At 35.6% G+C, this 23682-nt stretch carries 26 protein-coding genes; 19 read left to right on the top strand and 7 right to left on the bottom strand.

What is annotated here, in order from left to right:
• Nucleotides 1-36 precede the first annotated feature (36 nt).
• Nucleotides 37-1254, top strand: coding sequence for an EAL domain-containing protein (locus tag NSQ40_RS20320; protein ID WP_003199920.1), 1218 nt, complete (start codon nt 37-39; stop codon nt 1252-1254).
• Between the two features lie 182 nt (nt 1255-1436).
• Entirely contained in the window at nt 1437-1937 is a 501-nt protein-coding gene (locus tag NSQ40_RS20315) for a DUF3993 domain-containing protein (protein WP_003199921.1), read from the top strand.
• 12 nt (nt 1938-1949) lie between these two features.
• Here NSQ40_RS20315 and NSQ40_RS20310 read toward each other — a convergent pair whose 3' ends face one another.
• Nucleotides 1950-2192 (bottom strand): glutaredoxin family protein, encoded by a 243-nt coding sequence (locus NSQ40_RS20310; protein WP_003199922.1) that lies wholly within the window; start codon nt 2190-2192, stop codon nt 1950-1952.
• A 233-nt stretch (nt 2193-2425) separates the two neighbouring features.
• Between NSQ40_RS20310 and NSQ40_RS20305 the strand changes: the two genes are divergently transcribed.
• The 12 genes from NSQ40_RS20305 (at nt 2426) to NSQ40_RS20250 (ending at nt 11001) form a co-directional block, all read left to right on the top strand.
• A complete protein-coding gene (locus NSQ40_RS20305; protein WP_000055151.1) occupies nt 2426-2662 on the top strand; it encodes a YkuJ family protein in 237 nt (78 codons plus the stop codon).
• A gap of 214 nt (nt 2663-2876) precedes the next feature.
• Nucleotides 2877-3026 (top strand): hypothetical protein, encoded by a 150-nt coding sequence (locus NSQ40_RS20300; RefSeq protein WP_042511459.1) that lies wholly within the window; start codon nt 2877-2879, stop codon nt 3024-3026.
• 75 nt (nt 3027-3101) lie between these two features.
• Nucleotides 3102-3620: a ribonuclease H-like YkuK family protein gene (locus NSQ40_RS20295; RefSeq protein ID WP_003199924.1), complete on the top strand. Its 519-nt coding sequence runs from the start codon at nt 3102-3104 to the stop codon at nt 3618-3620.
• Nucleotides 3621-3701: 81 nt separating this feature from the next.
• On the top strand, nt 3702-3893 hold the full coding sequence (abbA, locus tag NSQ40_RS20290; protein ID WP_003199925.1) for an antirepressor AbbA: 192 nt from the start codon (nt 3702-3704) through the stop codon (nt 3891-3893).
• A gap of 249 nt (nt 3894-4142) precedes the next feature.
• Entirely contained in the window at nt 4143-4586 is a 444-nt protein-coding gene (gene cbpB / locus NSQ40_RS20285; protein ID WP_003199926.1) for a cyclic-di-AMP-binding protein CbpB, read from the top strand.
• A 215-nt stretch (nt 4587-4801) separates the two neighbouring features.
• Nucleotides 4802-5659, top strand: coding sequence for a LysR family transcriptional regulator (locus NSQ40_RS20280; protein WP_003199927.1), 858 nt, complete (start codon nt 4802-4804; stop codon nt 5657-5659).
• A 71-nt stretch (nt 5660-5730) separates the two neighbouring features.
• Entirely contained in the window at nt 5731-6453 is a 723-nt protein-coding gene (dapD, locus tag NSQ40_RS20275; protein WP_003199928.1) for a 2,3,4,5-tetrahydropyridine-2,6-dicarboxylate N-acetyltransferase, read from the top strand.
• A gap of 154 nt (nt 6454-6607) precedes the next feature.
• The gene (locus tag NSQ40_RS20270; RefSeq protein ID WP_341286144.1) at nt 6608-7738 is read left to right on the top strand and encodes an N-acetyldiaminopimelate deacetylase; all 1131 of its coding nucleotides are present in this window, start codon (nt 6608-6610) and stop codon (nt 7736-7738) included.
• A gap of 208 nt (nt 7739-7946) precedes the next feature.
• Nucleotides 7947-8495 carry a peroxiredoxin gene (locus NSQ40_RS20265; RefSeq protein WP_003199933.1) on the top strand — a complete coding sequence of 183 codons (549 nt, stop codon included), beginning with the start codon at nt 7947-7949 and terminating at the stop codon, nt 8493-8495.
• A gap of 74 nt (nt 8496-8569) precedes the next feature.
• Nucleotides 8570-9028 (top strand): TlpA disulfide reductase family protein, encoded by a 459-nt coding sequence (locus NSQ40_RS20260; RefSeq protein ID WP_003208302.1) that lies wholly within the window; start codon nt 8570-8572, stop codon nt 9026-9028.
• A gap of 353 nt (nt 9029-9381) precedes the next feature.
• On the top strand, nt 9382-10248 hold the full coding sequence (locus tag NSQ40_RS20255) for a cytochrome d ubiquinol oxidase subunit II (protein WP_016116081.1): 867 nt from the start codon (nt 9382-9384) through the stop codon (nt 10246-10248).
• A gap of 87 nt (nt 10249-10335) precedes the next feature.
• A complete protein-coding gene (locus tag NSQ40_RS20250; RefSeq protein WP_003199938.1) occupies nt 10336-11001 on the top strand; it encodes a potassium channel family protein in 666 nt (221 codons plus the stop codon).
• Nucleotides 11002-11054: 53 nt separating this feature from the next.
• On the opposite strand, the gene rnjA is transcribed toward NSQ40_RS20250, so the two are convergent.
• Nucleotides 11055-12722 (bottom strand): ribonuclease J1, encoded by a 1668-nt coding sequence (gene rnjA, locus NSQ40_RS20245; protein ID WP_003199940.1) that lies wholly within the window; start codon nt 12720-12722, stop codon nt 11055-11057.
• A 3-nt stretch (nt 12723-12725) separates the two neighbouring features.
• Nucleotides 12726-12938, bottom strand: a complete 213-nt coding sequence (locus tag NSQ40_RS20240; RefSeq protein WP_003199941.1) for a DNA-dependent RNA polymerase subunit epsilon — start codon at nt 12936-12938, stop codon at nt 12726-12728.
• A 596-nt stretch (nt 12939-13534) separates the two neighbouring features.
• Between NSQ40_RS20240 and NSQ40_RS20235 the strand changes: the two genes are divergently transcribed.
• Complete coding sequence (locus tag NSQ40_RS20235) at nt 13535-14308, top strand: Cof-type HAD-IIB family hydrolase (RefSeq protein ID WP_003199943.1); 774 nt, start codon at nt 13535-13537, stop codon at nt 14306-14308.
• Between the two features lie 67 nt (nt 14309-14375).
• On the opposite strand, the gene def is transcribed toward NSQ40_RS20235, so the two are convergent.
• Together def and NSQ40_RS20225 are read right to left on the bottom strand one after the other, a co-directional pair.
• Nucleotides 14376-14930 carry a peptide deformylase gene (gene def, locus NSQ40_RS20230; protein ID WP_003199945.1) on the bottom strand — a complete coding sequence of 185 codons (555 nt, stop codon included), beginning with the start codon at nt 14928-14930 and terminating at the stop codon, nt 14376-14378.
• 192 nt (nt 14931-15122) lie between these two features.
• Nucleotides 15123-15272 (bottom strand): YjcZ family sporulation protein, encoded by a 150-nt coding sequence (locus NSQ40_RS20225; protein WP_018764787.1) that lies wholly within the window; start codon nt 15270-15272, stop codon nt 15123-15125.
• A 513-nt stretch (nt 15273-15785) separates the two neighbouring features.
• Here NSQ40_RS20225 and pdhA point away from each other — a divergent pair.
• The 4 genes from pdhA (at nt 15786) to lpdA (ending at nt 20673) form a co-directional block, all read left to right on the top strand.
• Nucleotides 15786-16901, top strand: a complete 1116-nt coding sequence (gene pdhA, locus NSQ40_RS20220) for a pyruvate dehydrogenase E1 component subunit alpha (RefSeq protein ID WP_000536894.1) — start codon at nt 15786-15788, stop codon at nt 16899-16901.
• Nucleotides 16902-16904: 3 nt separating this feature from the next.
• Nucleotides 16905-17882 carry a pyruvate dehydrogenase complex E1 component subunit beta gene (pdhB, locus tag NSQ40_RS20215; protein ID WP_003199951.1) on the top strand — a complete coding sequence of 326 codons (978 nt, stop codon included), beginning with the start codon at nt 16905-16907 and terminating at the stop codon, nt 17880-17882.
• 92 nt (nt 17883-17974) lie between these two features.
• Complete coding sequence (pdhC, locus tag NSQ40_RS20210) at nt 17975-19255, top strand: pyruvate dehydrogenase complex dihydrolipoyllysine-residue acetyltransferase (RefSeq protein WP_018764786.1); 1281 nt, start codon at nt 17975-17977, stop codon at nt 19253-19255.
• A gap of 5 nt (nt 19256-19260) precedes the next feature.
• A complete protein-coding gene (gene lpdA / locus NSQ40_RS20205) occupies nt 19261-20673 on the top strand; it encodes a dihydrolipoyl dehydrogenase (protein ID WP_003208305.1) in 1413 nt (470 codons plus the stop codon).
• Nucleotides 20674-21018: 345 nt separating this feature from the next.
• Here the strand turns inward: lpdA and NSQ40_RS20200 are convergent, their stop codons facing one another.
• Together NSQ40_RS20200 and NSQ40_RS20195 are read right to left on the bottom strand one after the other, a co-directional pair.
• Nucleotides 21019-22236, bottom strand: a complete 1218-nt coding sequence (locus tag NSQ40_RS20200; RefSeq protein ID WP_098158943.1) for a DHHW family protein — start codon at nt 22234-22236, stop codon at nt 21019-21021.
• Between the two features lie 13 nt (nt 22237-22249).
• Entirely contained in the window at nt 22250-23644 is a 1395-nt protein-coding gene (locus NSQ40_RS20195) for an MBOAT family O-acyltransferase (protein WP_098158942.1), read from the bottom strand.
• Between the last annotated feature and the right edge of the window lie 38 nt (nt 23645-23682).

Below are 23682 nucleotides of genomic sequence, written 5' to 3'. Positions count from 1 at the left end.
GTTATAATTTTTGAAAAGTAAAGGGAGGGAAACATTTTGGTAGATGCATTAGATGTGATGAGTAATTTAGATAAAGTCCTTCCTTATTATCAAGCTATTTTTAGTGCTGATGAGCATACAGTAATTGGATATGAGGTAGTAGGACGTATCCAAACGGAAGAAGGGATACAAAGTCTTTCTTCTTTTTTTCATGATGATTCCATTCCAGGTGAATTTCAACTAGAGGCGGATAATGTCATAGTAGAAAAAGCATTAGAACGTTACTTGGAAACAGATCAAAAATTTTTATTGTTTATACATCGGGGTGCGAACATATTAATGAATGATGAAGATGAAAGTTTACTTCATTTACTGTTAATGTATGAAAAAAAAGGATTGAACTTAGGGAATATCGTTTTAGAAATAACAGAGCATGATTGTAAGGAAGATATAGAACAATTTAATCACTTACTTATGTATTACCGTACATATGGCATTCAAATTTCAATTAATAAAGTAGGGACAGGTACGAGTAATCTAGAACGAATTAGTGTGCTGGCACCTGATATTTTAAAGGTGGACTTAACGAATTTAAGACAAACTGCACTTTTACAATCTTATCAAGATATTTTATATTCTTTGTCTTTATTAGCAAGAAGAATTGGTGCGACATTATTATATGAAGAAATTGATGCTTTTTACCAACTGCAATACGCTTGGAAAAATGGTGGAAGATATTATCAAGGGGATTATTTAAAAAAATGTTTACCTGATTTTATTGAAGCGGATATTTTAAAAGAACGTCTTGGTAATGAATGTCATCAATTTATTCAACATGAAAAGAAAAAACTACAAAAAATTTATCAATTAACGGAAACATTGCGTAATCAAGTTGGGAATGTTTTATCTAAGCAGAAAAAGAATGAAGACGTTAATGATTGGTTATTGCATTTTAGTCAACATGTATCGCATTATAGTTTTCGAATCTTTATTTGTAATGAAGACGGCTTTCAGCAATCAGGAAACATTATGAAAAAAGATGGTGAATGGATTGTTATGCCAGAGTATTATATGAAAAATTGGAGTTGGCGTCCGTATTTTTTAGAAAATATAATGAAAATGAGATTTGAAAATAAAGCAAGACTCTCTGATTTATATGCAGATATAGAAACAGGAGAGATGGTACGAACGTTTTCCTTTCCAATTGACGATGAACATTTTTTATTTATTGATTTGTCCTATGAATTTTTATACGAAGAAGATGTTTTATTTTAATGCGCGAAGCAATTCGTGCATTTTTTTGTTTGTTTTTAGCATAAATTGGTAATAGTGAAAAAGATGGCAAAAATGCTGTCTATCATTGTAAAGATTTTACGAACGAAACCATCCCTTTCTTTACATGATCATTGTTACAATGAATACTACAAAGACAAGCTCTGTTAAAGGAAGGTGAAAAAATGAGAAAATATGGAATTTGGTTTGTTCTATTTTTATGTGTTGCCTTTCTAGTTGGGTATAGTGTTACAACGGTTCTTGGTAAAGAAGAAATAAAAGTGGATCGAAAAGAAGTGTTTACAACCATTCAAAAGGGATATGAGGTACAATTTTCAATTCGTGGGAAGCATTTATCAATGGGGAAGATGTATGATGCACTATCACCTTATTTTACAAATAACTTTCTTCAAGTTTTTACAGATGAAAATAGTAACGGTGACAAACAAAGTGGTGAACATTTACTTCCTACAAAAGAAGCTCCTTTTTCTTTTACTTCTCAAACAAAGTTAGCATTTGACGAAGAACATGGGCTTTTATACGTATATGAATGGGTGAAAAATGAACAATATCAAATTATCACGTTGCAAAAGGAAGAAGGGAAATGGAAATTAGCTGGTTATCATGAGAGTCAGGAGCTTTTAATAGAAATGAAAAAATTACAAGAGTTGAAAGAACAGGAATAGGTGAATCATTGCCTATTCCTGTTCTAGATTTAGTAACTGTTGTAATTTTTCAATTTGAAAACCAGAGACAACTTCCCTATCAATGACAACGGTTGGAGTTGAGTATGAGTTATAGTCATATAAAAGACGGTCGCGAGCAGCGGTATCCTTTTTGACATCAAATTCTTTGTATGTTATGTTGTTGTGTTTTAAGAATTCTTTTACAATGGTACATGGTGGACAATCTGGTTGTGTATAAACCTCTATTTTTTTCATTATAAATCCTCCTCTTTTTCTGCTTTTTATTATATTCCGCAGCTACAAAAACCGCAATAAAGGAAAAAAAAGATTTCCTTTCTGCTTTTTACTTCTTTTTTCGACAAATTTTAGTTGAGTTTCTCGTCAAGAAGCTTTATCCTAGAGTGTGGAACATTTTTTCTGTTATGACGGATAGAATGAGTATAGCTGTAAAACCTATTGGTAGGAAGATTAGAGAAAGGGGAGATTTCATGTCTCTACTCCAAGGAATTTTAACTCGACTTGTTAGTCTACAAGAACAAGCTGAAAGCGGTGAAGTAGCACAACGCTATTTTGAAGTGAACGGTGAACGCAAATGTAGCGTGAAATTTTTCGATAAAAGTGAAATGTATGAGTTAGAAGTGTATCAGCAAGGCGAAAAGCCACAAGTGTATCAATTCGATAACATTGATATGGTTGCAATTGAGATCTACGATATTATTTCTTGATACATACAAAAAAGGTACCGCGAGAAGCGGTACCTTTTTTGGTGATTTTAATAATAACTTCATTCTTCGTTAATGGGTAGTAAGAGGATAAGGAATTAAAGAAGATATGTGGAGATAACGATTTGTAAAAGCTTGATGGAAGTTTCACTTTATATGTATAAGATTTTTTGGTTCTTCCTACACTGATATTAAAAGTTTGAAGGGAATGTGGAGTGTGGAACGATTACCAATTGTTGTTTGTCCAAAATGTCATATGTCATTTGAAATTGATCATGTGCTAACAGCTCAGTCTAATCAGAATGTAATTTATACTTGTCCAGCATGTAAGTATTCCATCCGAAATATAGAAACAAGTAAAGGATAATAAAGTCATATTTTCCTCTTTTGTCCCATACAATGAGAATGCAAAAAGTCTGTCTAATCGAAGGGACGTGACTATGTGGACGGTGAGCATCCATTTTATAATGTATCAGAGAGGAATATGAATTTTGAAACGGTTTTCTCACGCATCTGTAATTTTATTAAAAGAGATCCACGCAATTTATATCGACTGTCTATTGGAACTGATTCACAAGCACATCAAAAAGATACTCGTTTTATTACGGCAGTGCACATTCATCGTGTTGGGAAAGGAGCATGGGGATGTTTAAAACATAAAGCAGTACATAAAAGACCACCTACCTTACGTGAGAAAATATATTTAGAAACACAGTTTAGTCAAGAAGTCGCCTGTTTGTTTACACCGGAACATATAAGGCGGATATGGGAGATTTTACATCCATACGCTCATGAAGGAGCTGGATTTGTAATGGAAATTCACTTGGATATAGGAAATAATGGATTAACAAAAGAATTTATTTCGGATATGACAATGAAGGTGAAGGCGATGGGGCTGACTGCAAAAATTAAACCTGATGCTTATGCAGCTTTTAGTTATGCAAATCGATATACAAAGTAAAAAACTGAATTTTTTATCTATTAAACTAAGCGAATATTTTATATAATAAATAATAAGAAAAAAGCATAAGGAGAGGAGTATATGCAGACGGAAGTTACTTTAACAAACGAAGAAAAAAGCTTGCTGTTAGATATTTTATTTCGTCAAAACTACGCTACTGAAATTCTAGCTGTTGAGCTTACAGATATTGAAATTGGTTTAAAAAAAGCTGATATTTCCCAATATAGAAGAATTACAAGGTTATTTAATCGATTAAAAAATGAAGGATACTAAGAGCTACCAGAAAGGTAGTCTTTTTTTTGTGTTCTATGGTAAAATGAACTGTGTATCATTATTTTTTGTTGTAATAAATAAGGACAAAATAATAATATGAAAACGCTATCATAAGATATGAGTAGAAATGGGAAATAAAGTGACACTTTTAGCCGTGGATATGATTAACTTCGAACAGTAAGGTTCTTATGAATAGTCTATTGGAGATCATGTTAGCAGGAAAAAGGGAGAAAAAGTGGGGGATATAAAATGATTAGTATTCCGAAAGATGAGTTTCAACAAGTTCTTGTAAAGGATTTAATGATTTCATCAGAAAAAGTTGCACATGTTCAAATTGGAAATAGCTTAGAACATGCTTTACTTGTTCTTGTAAAGTCTGGATATTCTGCGATTCCTGTTTTAGATCCCATGTATAAATTGCATGGATTAATAAGTACTGCGATGATTTTGGATGGTATTTTAGGGTTAGAACGCATTGAATTTGAAAAGCTTGAGGATATGAAAGTGGAGAATGTAATGAAAAAGGACATTCCGAATCTTGGACTTGAAGATTCATTTGCTAAAGCGTTAGAAATGACAATTGATCATCCATTTATTTGTGCTGTAAACAATGACGGGTACTTTGAAGGAATTTTAACAAGGCGTGCTATTTTAAAATTGTTGAACAAAAAAGTAAGACAGTATAATCGATAAAGAAGGGTAAGCGACTTCGAATAAAAAAGAAGTCGCTTTTTTATCATGCGTCTCTTTTCCATTGTGTATAGGGAACAGCGTCAACAAGTATAAAAGGTTAAGTGAAATGTCAATTTATCCAAGCTTCTTGAAAATAAAAATTAAATATCGCATGTTAGAGAATAGTGCAACATATATATTGAGGTTAGATGTAAGATAAGGAAAGAGGGAGAAAGTTGCAAATTGATGATTTTCAAATGATGGTTGTTTTAGCACAGGAATCCAATATGAGAAAAGCTGCGGAGCGCTTATTCGTTTCACAACCTGCACTCAGTCAACGATTACAATCAATGGAAAAACAGTGGGGAATGAAATTTTTTATCCGTTCTCAAAAAGGCCTGACAATTACACCAGAAGGGGAAAAAGTGGCCAATTATGCGAAAGATATGTTGCAAAGGGAAGAGGCAATTAAAAGTGAATTAGCAATCTATCGTACGGAAACATATGGGACATTAAAGATAGCTGTGGCATCTGTGATTGGACAATATTGGTTACCACCTGTTTTAAAGCGGTTTGTACAAAAATATCCATTTGTTAAAATTTCCCTTTTCACAGGATGGAGTAGTGAAGTACAGAAGCAATTCTATGAAGGGGATGTTCATGTAGCTATACTACGAGGGAAACAAGAATATAAAGGGTATAAACAGCAATTATTTGAGGATGAGCTGTATTTAGTTGACACAGAAATTAAAGATATTTCTATGTTGAAAGATACAAACAGACCGTTTATACAATTTAAAAGCGATTCCACATACTATGGACAAATACAAAATTGGTGGTATAGTTTATTTTCTAATCCTCCTAAACGAACGATTGTAGTTGATCAAATTGAAACATGTAAGCAGCTCGTTTTAAATGGAATTGGTTATGCACTGTTGCCTTCTACTGTGTTAAAAGAAGTAAGAGAAAAGACATATAAAACGCCTGTTCAATTGACTCGAGAAACGTGGTTATTGACAAGCGATTCTGCAAGGCAACTTAAGCAAGTGCAAGCATTTTTAGATATTATAGAAGAAATTCAAATGGAAAAATAAGATTATTGTCTTGCTAGTAGCTCTTTCGTTTGGTAGAGTAACATTATAAATGGATTTAGGAGGCAACAAGCATGAAAATGATGGATGCAAACGAAATTATTTCGTTTATTCAAAAAAGCGAGAAGAAAACTCCTGTAAAGGTATACATAAAAGGGGATTTAAAAGAAGTAACATTCCCTGAAACAGTACAAGCATTTGTAAATAAAAAATCTGGTGTTTTATTTGGAGAATGGTCTGAGATTAAGACAATTCTTGAAGACAATAAAAAGCACGTTGTAGATTACGTTGTTGAAAACGACCGTCGTAATTCTGCTATTCCAATGCTTGATTTAAAAGGTATTAAAGCTCGTATTGAACCAGGTGCAATTATTCGTGACCATGTTGAAATCGGTGATAATGCAGTTATTATGATGAATGCAACGATTAATATCGGTGCAGTAATCGGTGAAGGTTCAATGATTGATATGAATGCAGTGCTTGGCGGACGTGCTACAGTAGGTAAAAACTGTCACGTTGGTGCTGGGGCAGTACTTGCAGGTGTGATCGAACCACCTTCTGCAAAACCAGTTATCGTTGAAGATGACGTTGTAATTGGTGCAAATGTAGTTGTCCTAGAAGGTGTTACAGTTGGTAAAGGCGCGGTTGTTGCAGCAGGTGCAGTTGTAACGGAAGATGTACCGCCATATACAGTGGTTGCAGGAACACCAGCTCGTGTTATTAAAGAAATTGATGAGAAGACAAAAGCAAAAACAGAAATTAAACAAGAACTTCGTCAATTAAACCCAGAAAAATAAAGAACAAAAGCGTAAGGGCAAATAAGCTCTTACGCTTTTTATAAAGTGAAACTTTTACGGGCAGTTGATCACCCACCTAACTTCTTTGCTTTCGCTGAATTTTGAGTTGGAGGTCTTACTGCCCGCGAATAGCGAGATAAATGGTGGTGGAGACATGACAGTCAGTAAATTTGTACAAATTCGTAGGGATTTACATAAGATTCCGGAGTTAGGGTTTAAGGAATGGAAAACACAACAATATATTTTAGACTATATTTATACTCTTCCTAAGGAATATATTGAAGTTAAAACATGGAAAACGGGCGTAATCGTTAAAGTGAATGGCAGAAATCCAAGGAAAACGATTGGTTATCGTGCAGATATTGATGGTTTACCGATTTCAGAGGAAACTGGGTATGAATTCGCTTCTATTCATGAAGGAATGATGCATGCATGTGGTCATGATGTGCATGCTACAATCGGCTTAGGACTCTTAACAGCGGTTGTAAATGACAGGATAGATGATAACCTTGTAGTTATTTTTCAACCGGCGGAGGAAGGACCAGGTGGCGCTTTACCTATGTTAGGAAGCGAAGAACTACAAGAGTGGAAGCCTGATATCATTCTAGGTCTTCATATCGCACCAGAGTATCCAGTGGGGACAATCGCAACAAAAGAAGGATTACTATTTGCAAATACATCGGAACTATATATTGATTTAAAAGGAAAAGGTGGACATGCAGCATATCCACATACTGCGAACGATATGATCGTTGGGGCAAGTCATCTTGTTACACAGCTTCAATCGGTTGTTAGTCGTAATGTGAATCCACTTGATAGTGCGGTTATTACAATTGGTAAAATTACAGGTGGTACAGTCCAAAACATTATTGCAGAAAAGTCTCGCCTAGAAGGGACAATTCGAACACTATCAGTTGAATCGATGAGACGAGTGAAGAGCAGAATAGAAGCGATTGTCACAGGTATCGAAGCAGCATTTCAATGTGAAGCTGTTATTGATTATGGAGCAATGTATCATCAAGTATATAATCATGAAGAGTTAACGCAAGAGTTTATGATGTTTGCATCTGAGCAAACGAATATGAATGTTGTTACATGTACAGAGGCGATGACAGGAGAAGATTTCGGGTATATGCTTCGTGATATCCCAGGATTTATGTTTTGGCTTGGGGTAGACTCAGAATATGGTTTACATCATGCAAAGCTACAACCGAAAGAAGAGGCAATCGAACAAACCATTTCGTTTTTAAATCAATATGTAAAATGGAAAGGGAACAGGGGTTAAAGCCTGTTCTTTTTATGTGGAAAATTATAATTTATGATGCATTTTTTTTGTAATTCTAACACAATACTTTATAATGGTAGGTGGAGGAACAAGTTGTTAGTAAGTTATTTTATAATAATTATCAAATAAAATTGACTAAAAACTAATTCCTCTTATATAATACAAGAGTAGACAATATATGATAAAAAATTTACGGAGGTTGATACATATGGCAGAACGTATGGTAGCAAAACAAGCGCCACGCTTTGAAATGGACGCTGTTATGCCAAACAAAGAATTTGGTAAAGTAAGTCTTGAAGAGGTTATGAAACAGGACAAATGGACGGTACTTTTCTTCTATCCAATGGACTTCACTTTCGTATGTCCAACAGAAATTATCGCACTTTCTGATCGTTATGATGAGTTCGAAGATTTAGATGCAGAAGTAATTGGTGTATCTACTGATACAATTCACACTCACTTAGCTTGGATTAACACTGACCGTACGAAAAACGGTTTAGGTGAATTAAAATACCCTCTAGCTGCTGATACAAACCATGTAGTATCTCGTGACTACGGTGTATTACTTGAAGAAGAAGGTATCGCACTTCGTGGTTTATTCATCATTAGCCCAGAAGGCGAATTAATGTACCAAGTTGTACATCACAACAACATTGGCCGTGAAGTTGACGAAGTAATTCGTGTTCTTCAAGCTCTTCAAACTGGTGGACTTTGCCCAGCAAACTGGAAACCAGGTCAAGCAACTTTAAACGTTTAATTTTATTGTGAAATATAGCAGGGTCTAACAATATTTTGTTAGGCCTTTCTCTACATCCGTAAGGGGGGAAAATCATGAAATTACGTCAACCAATGCCTTCTTTAGACGGTGCAACAACAGTGTTAAATGGAGAAGTAGTACGTGAATCACTAATTGGCGAAAAGCCAACACTTATTCATTTCTGGTCAGTTAGTTGTCACTTATGTAAAGAAGCAATGCCAGATATTAATAAATTCCGTGATGAATATAAAGAGCAATTAAATGTTGTTGCAGTTCATATGCCACGTTCAGAAGAAGATTTAAATCTTGAGCAAGTGGAAGCAGTTGCAAAAGAGCACGGAATATCCCAACCGATTTTGGTGGATAACCAACACAAGATTGCCGATGCATTTGAAAATCAATATGTACCAGCGTATTATGTATTTGATAAAAATGGTGTGCTTCGTCATTTCCAAGCAGGTGGAAGTGGAATGAAAATGCTAACAAAACGAGTAAATCGTGTGTTAGATGAAGCGAAAAAAGAAGCTGAATAAGATGGGAAGCTTTCTCTTTACATGCTAGGTGGCTTGGAAGGAGAAGTTTCTTTTGATATGTGCAAAGCCTCCTTTTCATTAGGAGGTTTTTGTTTTATTACGCTATTCATGGGTGGTAAGAGCTCCACCTCAACATGCAGCGAAAGTAAAGAAGGTAGGTGGGGGGGAAGAAACCTTCATTGATTAAAATTTCACTTTATAAATAGTAGGATAAATGAGAAATGGGACTTGTACATACTAATTTAGAAATAAAAATCTTACTGAAGGAAATGGAACTGTATGTTTTAGTTTACTTTTTATGCGATAAATGTGTAAAATCAATGTGATATATAGAAAAAAGGGTGGGGAATCAGGTGCAGATTGGCAGTGCAATCTTGTGTTTCTTTTTATACGCATATGTTATTATTGCAGCAGTTTATTTCGGGATAAGTTTTTACGCATATCGCTTAACGAATAAACGAGGATATGAAGAAACATATAAATGGGTGAAAGGTTATTTATCACCAGTATTAGAGATTATGAATGGATTCGTTCTTTTTTTATTTATTGGTCTAATTGCCTTTTCGACAAGTCTAGTTGGAAATAAGACAACATTATTTGTAATTGGTGTCACTATTTTTATGCTTTTAGGAATTCGAATAGGAAATGCTGTGTTTTGGAATGAAAGGAAAATTGACGGATGGACAGGTATGCTGATTCCAAGTATGTTAGCAGCTATTGTTACGAATATAGAACATGAATATAATCAGTTACATTTTTGGTTAATCATCGTATTAACAATTCTTTCTGTCCTGTATATAAGTACAGCATTTTTAACGTATTGCGCAAATGAAAAAGGTGATTTTAATGGGATTCGATTTTTTCGGAGTCGAGCGTTATTTTGGAGTGTTCCCACGATGTTAGTCATTGGAATCATTGCACTTGTTGTAAATGGATATAACTTTGCAGGATGGCAAGTGTTTTTAGAGACCTGGTGGATATTTATTATTTCATTTTGTGCATTTTTAGGAGCAACTCATTATTTATTTCATCAACAGCATTATAAATGGGCGCTCTTATTTGCTTTTACACAGCTCTTATTTGCCTTTTTTGGTCAAGAAACATTATTATTTGTGTTTCAAACGTTTAGTTCGTTTGGAAATATTTTTGTTTTTGGTATGCTCATTTGTATTATTGCATTTTATTTGCAGCAGTATTTCTATATACAAAAGCAAAAATAAGTATACGTTGATTACTAGTCTTTGTGGCGAATATAAAGTATGCTACAATAAAAGTAGACAGGACTTGATGTTATTGGAGGAATTCATGTGAGTGAGAAAGAGAAAGAATTTGCTGTCATCGGACTTGGACGTTTTGGAGGCAGTATTTGTCGTGAATTAGCTCAATTAGGTATGGAAGTAATGGCAATTGATTCTGATGAAGACAAGATAAATGAATTTGCAAATATTGCTTCGCATGCAGTGATTGCAGATTCAACAGATGAAATGGTCTTAAAGAGCCTTGGAATTCGCAATTTCGATCATGTAGTTGTTGCGATTGGTGACAATTTAAATGCGAGTATTTTAACGACTCTTATTTTAAAAGAATTAGGCGTAAAAAATATTACTGTTAAGGCTCAAAATGATTATCATGAAAAAGTGTTAACTAAAATAGGGGCAGATCATATTGTCCATCCTGAACGCGATATGGGAAAACGAATTGCGAATAATATTGCTTCAAGTAACGTATTAGATTACTTAGAGCTTTCAGATGAGCATAGTATTGTAGAAATTATCGCAAATAAAAAAATTGATGGCCACTCTTTAATTGAACTAGATATTCGTGCGAAGTTTGGATTAAACATTGTGGCAATTAAGCGAGGGAAGGAAGTTATTGTTTCTCCTCGAGCTACAGAAAATATTCAATCAGGAGATATTTTAATTGTAATTGGTCATGATGATGAAGTAAATCGCTTTAAGCACTTCTTACGATAGGATATAATGTGAAATAAAAAAGGACAATGCTCGCAGCAAGCATTGTCCTTTTTTTATATTTCCATAATGATTGGTAAAATCATTGGACGGCGTTTTGTTTTTTCATACAAGAATGGTGCTAATGTATCTGTAATCTCATTTTTAATTTCAGACCATTGTGTTGTCTTTCGCTCCATTACTTTTTCTAAATGAGTAGTAATTAAAGTTTGTGCATCGTTGATTAAATCGCTACTCTCACGCATATAAACGAATCCACGAGAGATAATATCAGGTCCTGCTGCAACTTTAAATTCTTTCATATCAATGCTGACAACTACGATAACAAGTCCTTCTTCAGAAAGAATACGACGGTCGCGTAATACAATGTTACCAATATCACCAATGCCGTTTCCATCAATATAAACAGAGCCGGATGGGATTTTTCCAGCAACGTTTGCTTCATCTGAACGTAAGGCAAGAACATCACCATTGTCCATAATGAAGCAATTTTCTTCTGGAATACCACAATCGTTTGCCAATTTCATATGCATACGTTGCATGCGAAATTCACCATGAATTGGCATAAAGTATTTAGGTTTAATGAGACGTAGCATTAACTTCTGTTCTTCTTGTCCACCATGTCCACTTGTGTGAATGTTTGAAAGTTTACCATGAATAACATCAGCACCAGCACGGTATAACATATTAATTGTACGGCTTACGCTAACTGTATTCCCTGGAATTGGTGAAGAAGAGAAAACAACTGTATCACCAGGGATAATTTGAATTTGACGATGTGTACCGTTAGCAATACGAGAGAGTGCTGCCATTGGTTCCCCTTGACTACCTGTGCATAAAATAACAACTTTATTAGCTGGTAGGCGATTTAGTTGAGACGCTTCTATAAAGGTATCTTTTGGACAACGAATATAACCAAGATTATGACCAATCTCAATTGCTGCTTCCATGCTTCGGCCAAATACAGCTACTTTACGATTGTTTTCAACAGCAGCTTCTACAACTTGTTGTAAACGATGAATATTGGACGCGAAGGTTGCAAAGATAATACGTCCTTCCACTTTGCGGAAAATATCTTGAATGCTATCACCGACGCGGCGTTCAGACATTGTAAAGTTAGGTACTTCACTATTGGTACTATCAGATAAGAGACAAAGGACACCGTCTTTACCGATTTCTGCCATTTTCGTTAAATCTGCTGGTTCCCCTACTGGTGTGAAATCAAATTTAAAGTCTCCCGTATGAACAATTTGCCCTTGCGGTGTTTTCACAACAACTCCATATGAATCTGGAATACTGTGCGTCGTACGGAAGAAGGAAACAGATGTCTTTTTGAATTTAATAACATCGTCTTCTTGAATTTCGTAAAGTTTTGCTTTACGAAGTAATCCGTGCTCTTCTAACTTGTTTTTAATTAAGGCGATTGCCAATTTCCCACCATAAATTGGGATGTTCACTTGGCGTAATAAATAAGGGATTCCACCGATATGATCTTCGTGACCATGTGTGATAAATAACCCTTTAATTTTATCTTCGTTTCGTACAAAATAAGTGTAATCAGGAATCACGTAATCGATTCCGAGAAGTTCGTCTTCTGGAAATTTAATTCCAGCATCAATTATAATAATTTCATCTTGAAATTGGACAGCATATGTATTTTTGCCGATTTCACCGAGTCCACCAAGAGCAAAAACGGCCGCCTGATCATTTTTTAGGAATTTCATAAATTATACGATCTCCGTTAATGTTAAATCAGCATTTTGCTTTTCGTATTCAAGATGAGCGCCAGTAACAGATTGGACAAACTCAATATTATATGCGAACTTTTGTAATTTTGTACGAACGTCTCTTTCAGATTCCGCTTCTAAATATAAAACTTTTGTATTTTCACGTACTGGAACCTCAGTCATTTTTTCTTGATAGAATACTTTAAAAATCATTGGGAAAACCTCTCCTTGTCTATGTTTTGCATTATCTGTTACCTATTATAAAGCAAATAGTCATGATTTTCATGTTTTTTCGAATGAGAATGAAGAAAAAGCCCGAAATGGGCACGATTTAAGCCATGGTCTTTTTACGGACTAAATCGTTTAAATATCGTTTTAACTTTTTCTTCAGCTTCTTCAGCATGATTACTCCTTCCTTTCCTTATTTCAAACATGCATACTTATTTTCTGTTTAGTCAGTAGTAACTCTTCATCTCTACATACTAGGAAATCATAGAAGAGAAATGAGGGAAGTGCTGTCCGGATATTCAAGGGTTTTATTGGCTCGTGCAGATGTAATCTTATGTTACGTTTTTGGCTCTCACAGGCAGTATGCCCCCCAGTTATGAATATAGTATGAGATAGATTAGAAAAGAAAATTCATTCAAACAAACATCAATGTTCTTTTGATAGTATATGCATATTGTGCGAATAAGGTTAGGAAGTGAACGCTTTCTTCACAGATGTTTAATATGTTATACTTTTTTTTAGGATTTGAAAAGAAATAGTCAAGGTAGGAACATAGAGAGGGGCTAGAAAGGGTTTTGAAAATGAATGATAAAATCGTCTTTTTTGATATTGATGGAACATTACTAGATCATGATAAAAAAATTCCGCAATCTACAAGAGAAGCCGTGCGTATGTTGCAAGAAAAAGGAGTACATGTGGCAATTGCGACAGGGCGTGCGCCTTTCATGTTTGAAGATATTCGTAATGAACTTAATATTCATAATTATGTTAGTTTTAATGGCCAATATGTTGTATTTGAAGATGAGGTTATATTTAAAAATCCGCTACATTCTGATACGTTACATACATTTACAAGATTTGCAAAGCAAGAGGGATACCCGCTTGTTTATTTAGATCATAAGGATATGAAGGCAACAGTAGAATATCATGATTATGTAAAAGAAAGTTTCGGAAGTTTGGAGTTTGAACATCCAGTATATGAACCAGGTTTTTATGAAAATCGTGATATTTATCAAACGCTTCTTTTTTGCCAAGCAGGTGAAGAAGAAAAGTTTCTTCATGATTATCCAGATTTTCACTTTATTCGTTGGCATGCATATTCGATGGACATTATCCCAAATGGTGGTTCAAAAGCAAAGGGAATTGAAAAGTTTATTGAGAAATTAGGATTTAAACGTGAACAGGTCTATGCTTTTGGAGATGGGTTAAATGATTTAGAGATGATTGAAGCGGTAGGAACAGGTATTGTGATGGGGAATGGTCATGAGGATTTGAAAAAACTTGCTAATTATGTGACGAAAGATGTTAGTGAAGATGGGATTCTTCACGGCTTACAGTGGGCTCATTTATTGTAACAAAAGAGTATGGGAACCATTTCATTATAAAAAAAGCAGGAGCTAAAGCTTCTGCTTTTTTGTTATTTTATCTTTCGAATGGTTTTGCATCATCAGGGGATGCAAAAGGGTTTTCTTGATTAATGTGGTCATAGAACATTACGCCGTTTAAATGATCAATTTCATGTTGAAATACAATCGCTGGTAACCCTTTTAAACGTAATTTTACTTCTTCACCATCGATAGTAGTCGCTTTAACTGTGATTCGTGTGTAACGCGGAACGTAGCCGGGAACTTCACGATCTACAGATAGGCACCCTTCACCGCCCGATAAGTATGTACGTTCAACGGAGTGACTAATAATTTTTGGATTGAATAAAGCATAGCTGTATAATGTCTCATTTGTATCAGTAACATGAACAGCAATCATTCTTTTTGAAATGCCAATTTGTGGTGCAGCAATCCCGATTCCTGGACGTAAATTATATTTTTCAACCATTTCAGGGTGTTGACTGTTTATTACAAGTTCGATCATTTCTTTAAGAGTACGTATATCTTCTTCACTTGCTGGCAGAGGTACTTCTTCTGCTACTGCTCGTAGAATGGGATTTCCTTCACGAATTACATCATTCATTGTAAGCATTCACAATCTCTCCTTTCTCCTTTAGTCTACCAAAGGAGCTGAAAAAAGTCATGATAAAGTACATAGCCTCTATATATAATTGGAGCGAATTAAGAATATGCCGGGTGCGGCACTTTCTTCATCAGAGTTCGTTTAGTAAAAAGAAAAGACGGCATAGCCGCCTGTTTCTTTCTATAGTTGTTTTGTTTTACATTAACGAATGCAAGCAGCACCAACGATAATTAAAAGGATAAACAATACAACGATTAAGGCAAAGCCGCGTCCGGATCCTCCTCCGCAAGAACCTCCATAGCCATAGGAAGGATATGAACAAGTTGGATAGCAATATGTGTATCCGTACATGAGATGACCTCCTTTATCATTTCCCGCTAACACTGCGGTTATTATAATGTATGGGAGAGTGATTAGGAGTGTATAGACATTCGCCTAGAAAAGGAAGAAGCGATTGCATATTTTTGTTGTAAAGAGAGAAAAACTAAGAAGAATTAATCGTTTACATATTATTCTACGATGAAAAGATGGTTAAAAAGGGAATAATATAACAGTAGGTTATTGCTTACTAATACAGATGTGAAAATGAAAACACCTATGTACAGTGGAAACCTCAATGTTATTCATAAAAAAAAACGTAACCAAAGTAATTGACATCGTGATTAGAATAGTTGTAAACTAAAAAACGTGATCAAGATTGTATTAATATGTTTCTGAAAAAACATTAGTACAGATTGTTAAGTACACAAAATTATTCTCAACCGGCGAGGTTTCCTGTCGGTTTACATGGTTGCGTTTTCTTTCTAGCTAGTTGCTAGTGAAAGCGTTTCAGAATATGGTTCAAGAGAGGAAGAGGTGAACGGAATGGGTACTAAAACAAAAAAGACCCTATTTAATGTTGATGAGCAAATGAAAGCTATCGCAGCTCAATTTGAAACATTACAAATTTTAAATGAAAAAGGCGAAGTTGTGAATGAAGCAGCAATGCCTGAATTAACTGATGATCAATTAAAAGAATTAATGCGCCGTATGGTGTATACTCGCGTACTAGATCAACGTTCTATTTCTTTAAACCGTCAAGGACGTTTAGGTTTCTACGCACCAACAGCTGGACAAGAAGCTTCTCAATTAGCAAGTCATTTCGCACTTGAAGCAGAAGACTTCATCTTACCAGGATATCGTGACGTTCCACAATTAGTATGGCATGGTTTACCATTATACCAAGCATTCTTATTCTCTCGTGGACACTTCATGGGTAACCAAATGCCTGAAAATGTAAATGCACTTGCTCCACAAATCATCATCGGTGCGCAAATTATCCAAACTGCTGGTGTTGCGTTAGGTATGAAATTACGTGGTAAAAAATCTGTTGCAATTACTTACACAGGTGACGGCGGTGCTTCTCAAGGTGACTTCTACGAAGGTATGAACTTTGCAGGTGCATTCAAAGCTCCAGCAATCTTCGTTGTTCAAAACAACCGTTATGCAATTTCTACTCCAGTAGAAAAACAATCTGCAGCAAAAACTGTAGCGCAAAAAGCAGTAGCAGCAGGTATTTACGGAATTCAAGTAGACGGTATGGACCCATTAGCTGTATACGCAGCAACTGCTTTTGCTCGTGAGCGCGCAGTAAATGGCGAAGGTCCTACTTTAATCGAGACTTTAACATTCCGTTATGGTCCACATACAATGGCTGGTGATGACCCAACTCGTTACCGTACAAAAGATATCGAAAACGAATGGGAACAAAAAGATCCAATCGTACGCTTCCGTGCATTCTTAGAAAACAAAGGCCTATGGTCTCAAGAAGTAGAAGAAAAGGTAATCGAAGAAGCTAAAGAAGATATCAAACAAGCAATTGCTAAGGCTGACCAAGCTCCAAAACAAAAAGTAACTGATTTAATGGAAATCATGTACGAAAAAATGCCTTACAACTTAGCTGAACAATATGAAATTTACAAAGAAAAGGAGTCGAAGTAAGCCATGGCTCAAATGACAATGATTCAAGCGATCACTGATGCTTTACGCGTTGAAATGAAAAATGATCCTAACGTACTTGTGTTTGGTGAAGACGTTGGTGTAAACGGCGGTGTATTCCGTGCTACTGAAGGTTTACAAGCTGAATTCGGTGAAGACCGTGTAATGGATACTCCACTTGCAGAGTCCGGTATTGGTGGACTTGCAGTTGGACTTGCACTTGAAGGATTCCGTCCAGTTCCAGAAATCCAATTCTTCGGTTTCGTTTATGAAGTAATGGATTCAATTTCTGGTCAATTAGCTCGTATGCGTTACCGTTCTGGTGGACGTTGGACTGCTCCAGTAACAGTTCGTTCTCCATTCGGTGGTGGCGTTCATACTCCAGAACTACACGCTGATAGCTTAGAAGGATTAGTGGCTCAACAACCTGGTCTAAAAGTTGTTATTCCATCTACTCCATACGATGCAAAAGGTCTTTTAATCTCTGCGATTCGTGACAACGATCCAGTTATCTACTTAGAGCATATGAAATTGTACCGTTCATTCCGTCAAGAAGTACCAGAAGGCGAATACACAATTGACTTAGGTAAAGCTGATGTGAAACGCGAAGGTACAGATGTATCTGTTATCGCATATGGTGCGATGGTACACGCTGCATTAAAAGCTGCTGAAGAACTTGAAAAAGAAGGTATCTCTTTAGAGGTTGTTGACTTACGTACAGTTCAACCATTAGATATCGAAACAATCATTGCTTCTGTTGAAAAAACAGGCCGCGTAGTTGTTGTTCAAGAAGCTCAAAAACAAGCAGGTATTGCAGCAAACGTTGTAGCGGAAATTAACGACCGTGCAATCTTAAACTTAGAAGCTCCAGTTGTACGTGTTGCAGCTGCGGATACAGTATTCCCATTCTCTCAAGCTGAGAGCGTATGGTTACCAAACCATAAAGATATTGTTGAAGCTGTTAACAAAGTAATGAACTTCTAATTTTAGTTTTTCATGTGCAAAAGAAATCAGCACATGCTGATTTCTTTTGTGCTTATTCCATAATAATGATATGAATCAGGGGGCTGAATTCCGTGGCATTTGAATTTAAACTACCAGATATCGGTGAAGGTATCCACGAAGGTGAAATCGTAAAATGGTTTATTAAACCAGGCGATGAAGTAAACGAAGACGACGTACTTCTTGAAGTACAAAATGATAAAGCAGTTGTAGAGATCCCTTCTCCAGTTAAAGGTAAAGTACTTGAAGTACTTGTAGAAGAAGGTACAGTTGCAGTAGTAGGAGATACTTTAATTAAGTTTGATGCTCCTGGATACGAAAACCTTAAATTTAAAGGTGACGACCATGACGATGCTCCAAAAGCAGAGGAAGCAAAAGCAGAAGCTCCAGCAGCAGAAGCTACTCCAGCAGCAGCTGAAGAAGTAAACGAGCGCGTAATTGCTATGCCATCTGTACGTAAGTACGCTCGTGAAAAAGGTGTAGACATTCATAAAGTAGCTGGCTCTGGTAAAAATGGCCGCGTTGTAAAAGCTGACATCGATGCATTTGCAAATGGTGGACAAGCAGTAGTAGCAACTGAAGCTCCAGCAGTAGAAGCTCCAGCAGCAGCGAAAGAAGAAGCACCAAAAGCACAACCAATTCCAGCTGGTGAATACCCAGAAACTCGTGAGAAAATGAGCGGTATCCGTAAAGCGATTGCAAAAGCAATGGTTAACTCTAAACACACAGCTCCTCACGTAACATTAATGGACGAAGTAGATGTAACAGAACTTGTTGCTCATCGTAAAAAGTTCAAAGCTGTTGCAGCTGACAAAGGTATTAAATTAACTTACCTTCCATACGTTGTAAAAGCTTTAACATCTGCATTACGTGAATACCCAATGTTGAACACTTCTTTAGATGATGCATCTTCAGAAATCGTTCATAAACATTACTTCAACATCGGTATCGCAGCTGATACAGACAAAGGTCTATTGGTACCAGTTGTTAAAGATACAGATCGTAAATCTATCTTCACAATCTCTAACGAGATCAATGAGCTTGCTGGTAAAGCACGTGACGGTCGTCTAGCTCCAGCAGAAATGAAAGGTGCTTCTTGCACAATCACAAACATTGGTTCTGCAGGTGGACAATGGTTCACTCCAGTTATTAATCACCCGGAAGTAGCAATCCTTGGTATTGGCCGTATCGCTGAGAAACCAGTTGTGAAAAACGGTGAAATCGTTGCAGCTCCAGTATTAGCATTATCTCTAAGCTTTGACCATCGTTTAATTGACGGCGCAACTGCTCAAAAAGCATTAAACCAAATTAAACGTTTATTGAACGACCCACAATTATTAGTAATGGAGGCGTAATAACAATGGTAGTAGGAGATTTCCCAATTGAATTAGATACAGTCGTTGTTGGTGCAGGTCCTGGTGGATATGTTGCAGCAATTCGTGCAGCACAATTAGGTCAAAAGGTAGCAATTATTGAAAAAGCTAACCTTGGTGGCGTATGCTTAAACGTTGGATGTATTCCTTCTAAAGCATTAATCAATGCAGGTCATCGTTATGAGAATGCAAAACATTCTGATGACATGGGTATCATTGCTGAGAACGTAACAGTTGACTTCACAAAAGTTCAAGAATGGAAAAACGGCGTAGTTAAGAAATTAACTGGCGGTGTTGAAGGCCTTCTTAAAGGTAACAAAGTTGAAATCATTCGCGGTGAGGCTTACTTCGTAGATGCTAACACATTACGTGTAATGACTGAAGATGCAGCTCAAACTTATACGTTTAAAAATGCTGTTCTTGCAACTGGTTCTACACCAATCGAAATTCCTGGATTCAAATACTCTAAACGTGTTATCAACTCTACAGGTGCTTTAAGCTTACCTGAAATTCCTAAAAAACTTGTTGTAATCGGCGGCGGTTACATCGGTATGGAATTAGGAACTGCATATGCTAACTTCGGTACTGAAGTTACTGTAGTAGAAGCTGGCGATGAAATTTTAGCTGGTTTCGAAAAAGCAATGAGCACAGTTGTTAAACGTGCTCTTCAGAAAAAAGGTAACGTAAACATCCATACAAAAGCTATGGCTAAAGGCGTTGAAGAAACTGAAAACGGCGTAAAAGTTAGCTTCGAAGTTAAAGGCGAAGTACAAACTGTAGAAGCAGATTATGTATTAGTAACTGTAGGTCGTCGTCCAAACACTCAAGAAATCGGTCTTGAGCAAGTTGGAGTTAAAATGACTGACCGCGGTATCATCGAAATTGATGAGCAATGCCGTACAAACGTACCAAACATCTATGCAATCGGTGATATCGTTCCTGGACCACCATTAGCTCACAAAGCTTCTTACGAAGGTAAAGTAGCTGTGGAAGCAATTAGTGGACATGCATCAGCTATCGATTACATCGGAATTCCTGCAGTATGCTTCACTGATCCAGAATTAGCATCTGTTGGTTACACTAAGAAACAAGCTCAAGAAGCTGGAATGGAAGTAGCGGTTTCTAAATTCCCATTCGCTGCAAACGGCCGTGCATTATCATTAAACAGCACAGACGGTTTCGTACAACTTGTAACTCGTAAAGAAGATGGTCTTCTTGTAGGTGCGCAAGTTGCAGGTGCAGGCGCTTCTGATATTATCTCTGAGATTGGTTTAGCTATCGAAGCTGGAATGACAGCAGAAGATATCGCTCAAACAATCCATGCTCACCCAACATTGGGTGAAATCACAATGGAAGCAGCGGAAGTTGCTCTTGGAATGCCAATTCACATTGTAAAATAATATGAAATAGATAAAAAACCACTTTCTAGATATTAGAAGGTGGTTTTTTATTTTTTATGTTAGATAAGCTTTTTTAATCTCCATGCTAGAAGGAAATAAAGTTATTAGGATGAGATAGAGGATTGAATTGGAGGAAAGAATAATATTATTAATAGAAGTTACATTTTATCTTCCCATTCGTAGATAGTAGTGTAGTAACCCACATTTAATGAAAGCAAAGAAGCTGTCAAGATAAGTGATCTATAAAATCTAAGTTCTCGGACTGAATAAAATTTCAGTGTATTATAGAAAAAATAAAAACAACAAATAAGAGGTGATTCTTCGTCACCTCTTATTTGCTGTTTTTTATTGTTCATTTTTAAATTGGTACATTTCTGGGCTTATACTAGAGTCATTATACAGGAATAGTATGACATCAGGATTTAATTCTTTTAGATCTTTTATTATATTTTTACTAGCTGCAAATCGTGGATCGATAAATGTTATTTGTTCAAAATGCTGAGCAAATAAGGGATATGTTGCATCAGCATAAGAATCTTTAATAACTACAGCATGTAATTTGTTTTTTGCTTTCGAATTTAGAATATTAATTTGTGCATAGTCTGTTTGATAGACCGCTGCATAATTTGGTGCAGGTTGTTTTTTATCCTTTGCAAAGAATTCTTTCATTGGTACTTTAGTTGCTTGCTCGGATACAGGCCCAATATATACGGTGTAATCATCCCAAGCATTTGGATTTTGCTTTAATTGTACATAAGGGATTTGTTCAGGAGTTTTTATTAAATTATACAGTTGTTTATTCCAACTTCCAATAAAATCTCCATTAGGTTTTTCAGTAATGAATTTATAATTATCTCGATTTACTTTATCATCTTTATATATCTTTGAGTGATCAGATATATAATTCATTGCATATTCATATCCATAAAACGCACCTTTCATATTCCAATGATGGTCTGTTTTAAAGTATAAACTTTCTAACTGTTCACGGCTAAACTCTTTTTGGAAGAATGGCAGAACATCGATAACAGGAAAGTTTATATTATTTAATGCTTGTACAAGGTAATCGCGATGTTTTTGGTCATATCCACGATCTACGTATGGTGGATATCTATATGAAAATGTCGTTAGTTTACTTGGTGCTAACATAAAATAAAACTCAGTTTTTGGAAACTGATTTCTTAAATTATCTAATTCATTTACAGATTGCTTCATTTGTTCACGTTCGTCAGTTTTTGTTGGTTCAGATAAAATAAAACCATCGTTTGCAACATATTTTTGATTTATAAATGTTCGGTTGAAGTGCATTTGTAAATTTGTATATGTTTTAATAAAGAAATCTCGAACTGCAATATGATCTGTAAAGTGTAACTCGGTATCTTTGAAGTATTTTCCTGATTTTAAACCATCTTTAGTTAAGACAGGATCAATAGCTAGATCCCTATTTTCAAAATTAGAAAAGGTTTTTTTATCCAAGTAAATAATTTTTCCAGTCCATATACACATTCCGAAAATAATAATTAAAAATCCTGTAATTAATATACGGTTGCTTAAATTTTTCATAGCTACCCCTCCTTTAAAAGCGGAAGTAAATAAATGGATTATACGTTGCATTTGTTAAATACATCATAACGATTATTAGCACACTTAAATAATAAAGTGGAGATAAAATTACTATCCTTTTTGTTGAAAGCATAGTTTTCAGCCAAGAAAAAATTGGAGCTGAAGTAACAATTGCCAGGAGAAAAATTCCCCAATAGTTCATGACATAGAAGTAACTCTTAATGTCTGTTAATGGTCCATTTATTCCAAACATTGTTTGGAGAAATTCAAAACAGTAAGCAAAATTATCAGCTCGGAAGAAAACCCATCCAATGATTACTAAAAACATAACGTATACATGTTGGGCCGGGCGCCACATATTTTGTAACACTTTCTCAAAACCGGCTTTTTCTAAAGCAATGAGACATCCGTAATAAATTCCCCAAATCATAAATGTCCAACTAGCTCCATGCCAAAAACCTGTTAGTGCCCATACGATAAAAAGATTACGATAGACTTTCCAGCTGGATACTCGGTTTCCTCCAAGTGGAATATAGACATAATCGCGGAACCACGAACCAAGTGAAATGTGCCAACGACGCCAAAATTCAGAAATTGATTTTGAAATATATGGATAATTGAAATTCTCTAGAAAATCAAATCCAAACATTTTTCCTAATCCAATTGCCATATCACTATACCCAGAAAAATCAAAATAGATTTGTAGTGTATAAGCGATAGCACCAATCCAAGCGGTAGAAACACTCATGGTTGCTGGATCCATGGCGAAAATTTCATCGGCAATAGCGCCTAATTGATTAGCGATTAACACTTTTTTTCCTAATCCGATGATAAAACGTCGAACTCCTTCAGAGAATTTATCGGCATCAACTGTTCGGGTATGTAGTTGATGAGAAATTGTATTATAACGAACGATTGGCCCAGCAACTAATTGAGGGAAAACAGTAAAGTACAATGCGAGATCAAAAATATTACGCTGAGCATCTACTTTCTTCTTATATATATCAATGATATAACTCATAGCGTGGAAAGTAAAAAAGGAAATACCAATCGGCAATGGAATCTTTTCTAATACAATGTTTGTATGAAACATTGTATTTATATTATCGATTAAGAAATTAGCATATTTAAAATAACCTAAAATAGCTGTGTTTATAATAATAGCTAAAGTTAAGAGCATTTTTCTACTAAGTATAGTTGCTCTTTCTTTGGCAAGCCAAATACCAAACCAATAGTTTATAAAAATAGAAAAGAGCATGAGAAATACATATATTGGTTCTCCCCACGCATAAAATAATAAGCTAAATAATAGAAGAACAATATTTTGCAATTCTTTGCGAACAGTGTAATATACAAATAACACTGCAGGTAAAAACAAACATAAGAATAAGAGGTTACTAAATACCATTTATGTTAAGTCCTTTCTGTAAGTTTATAGGCAGTCAG

Source organism: Bacillus sp. FSL K6-6038 (genome assembly GCF_038050455.1).
Taxonomy (GTDB): Bacteria; Bacillota; Bacilli; order Bacillales; family Bacillaceae_G; genus Bacillus_A; species Bacillus_A pseudomycoides.
Note: the sequence above shows the minus strand (reverse complement) of the source record. Positions and strands in the feature narration are given on the sequence as shown.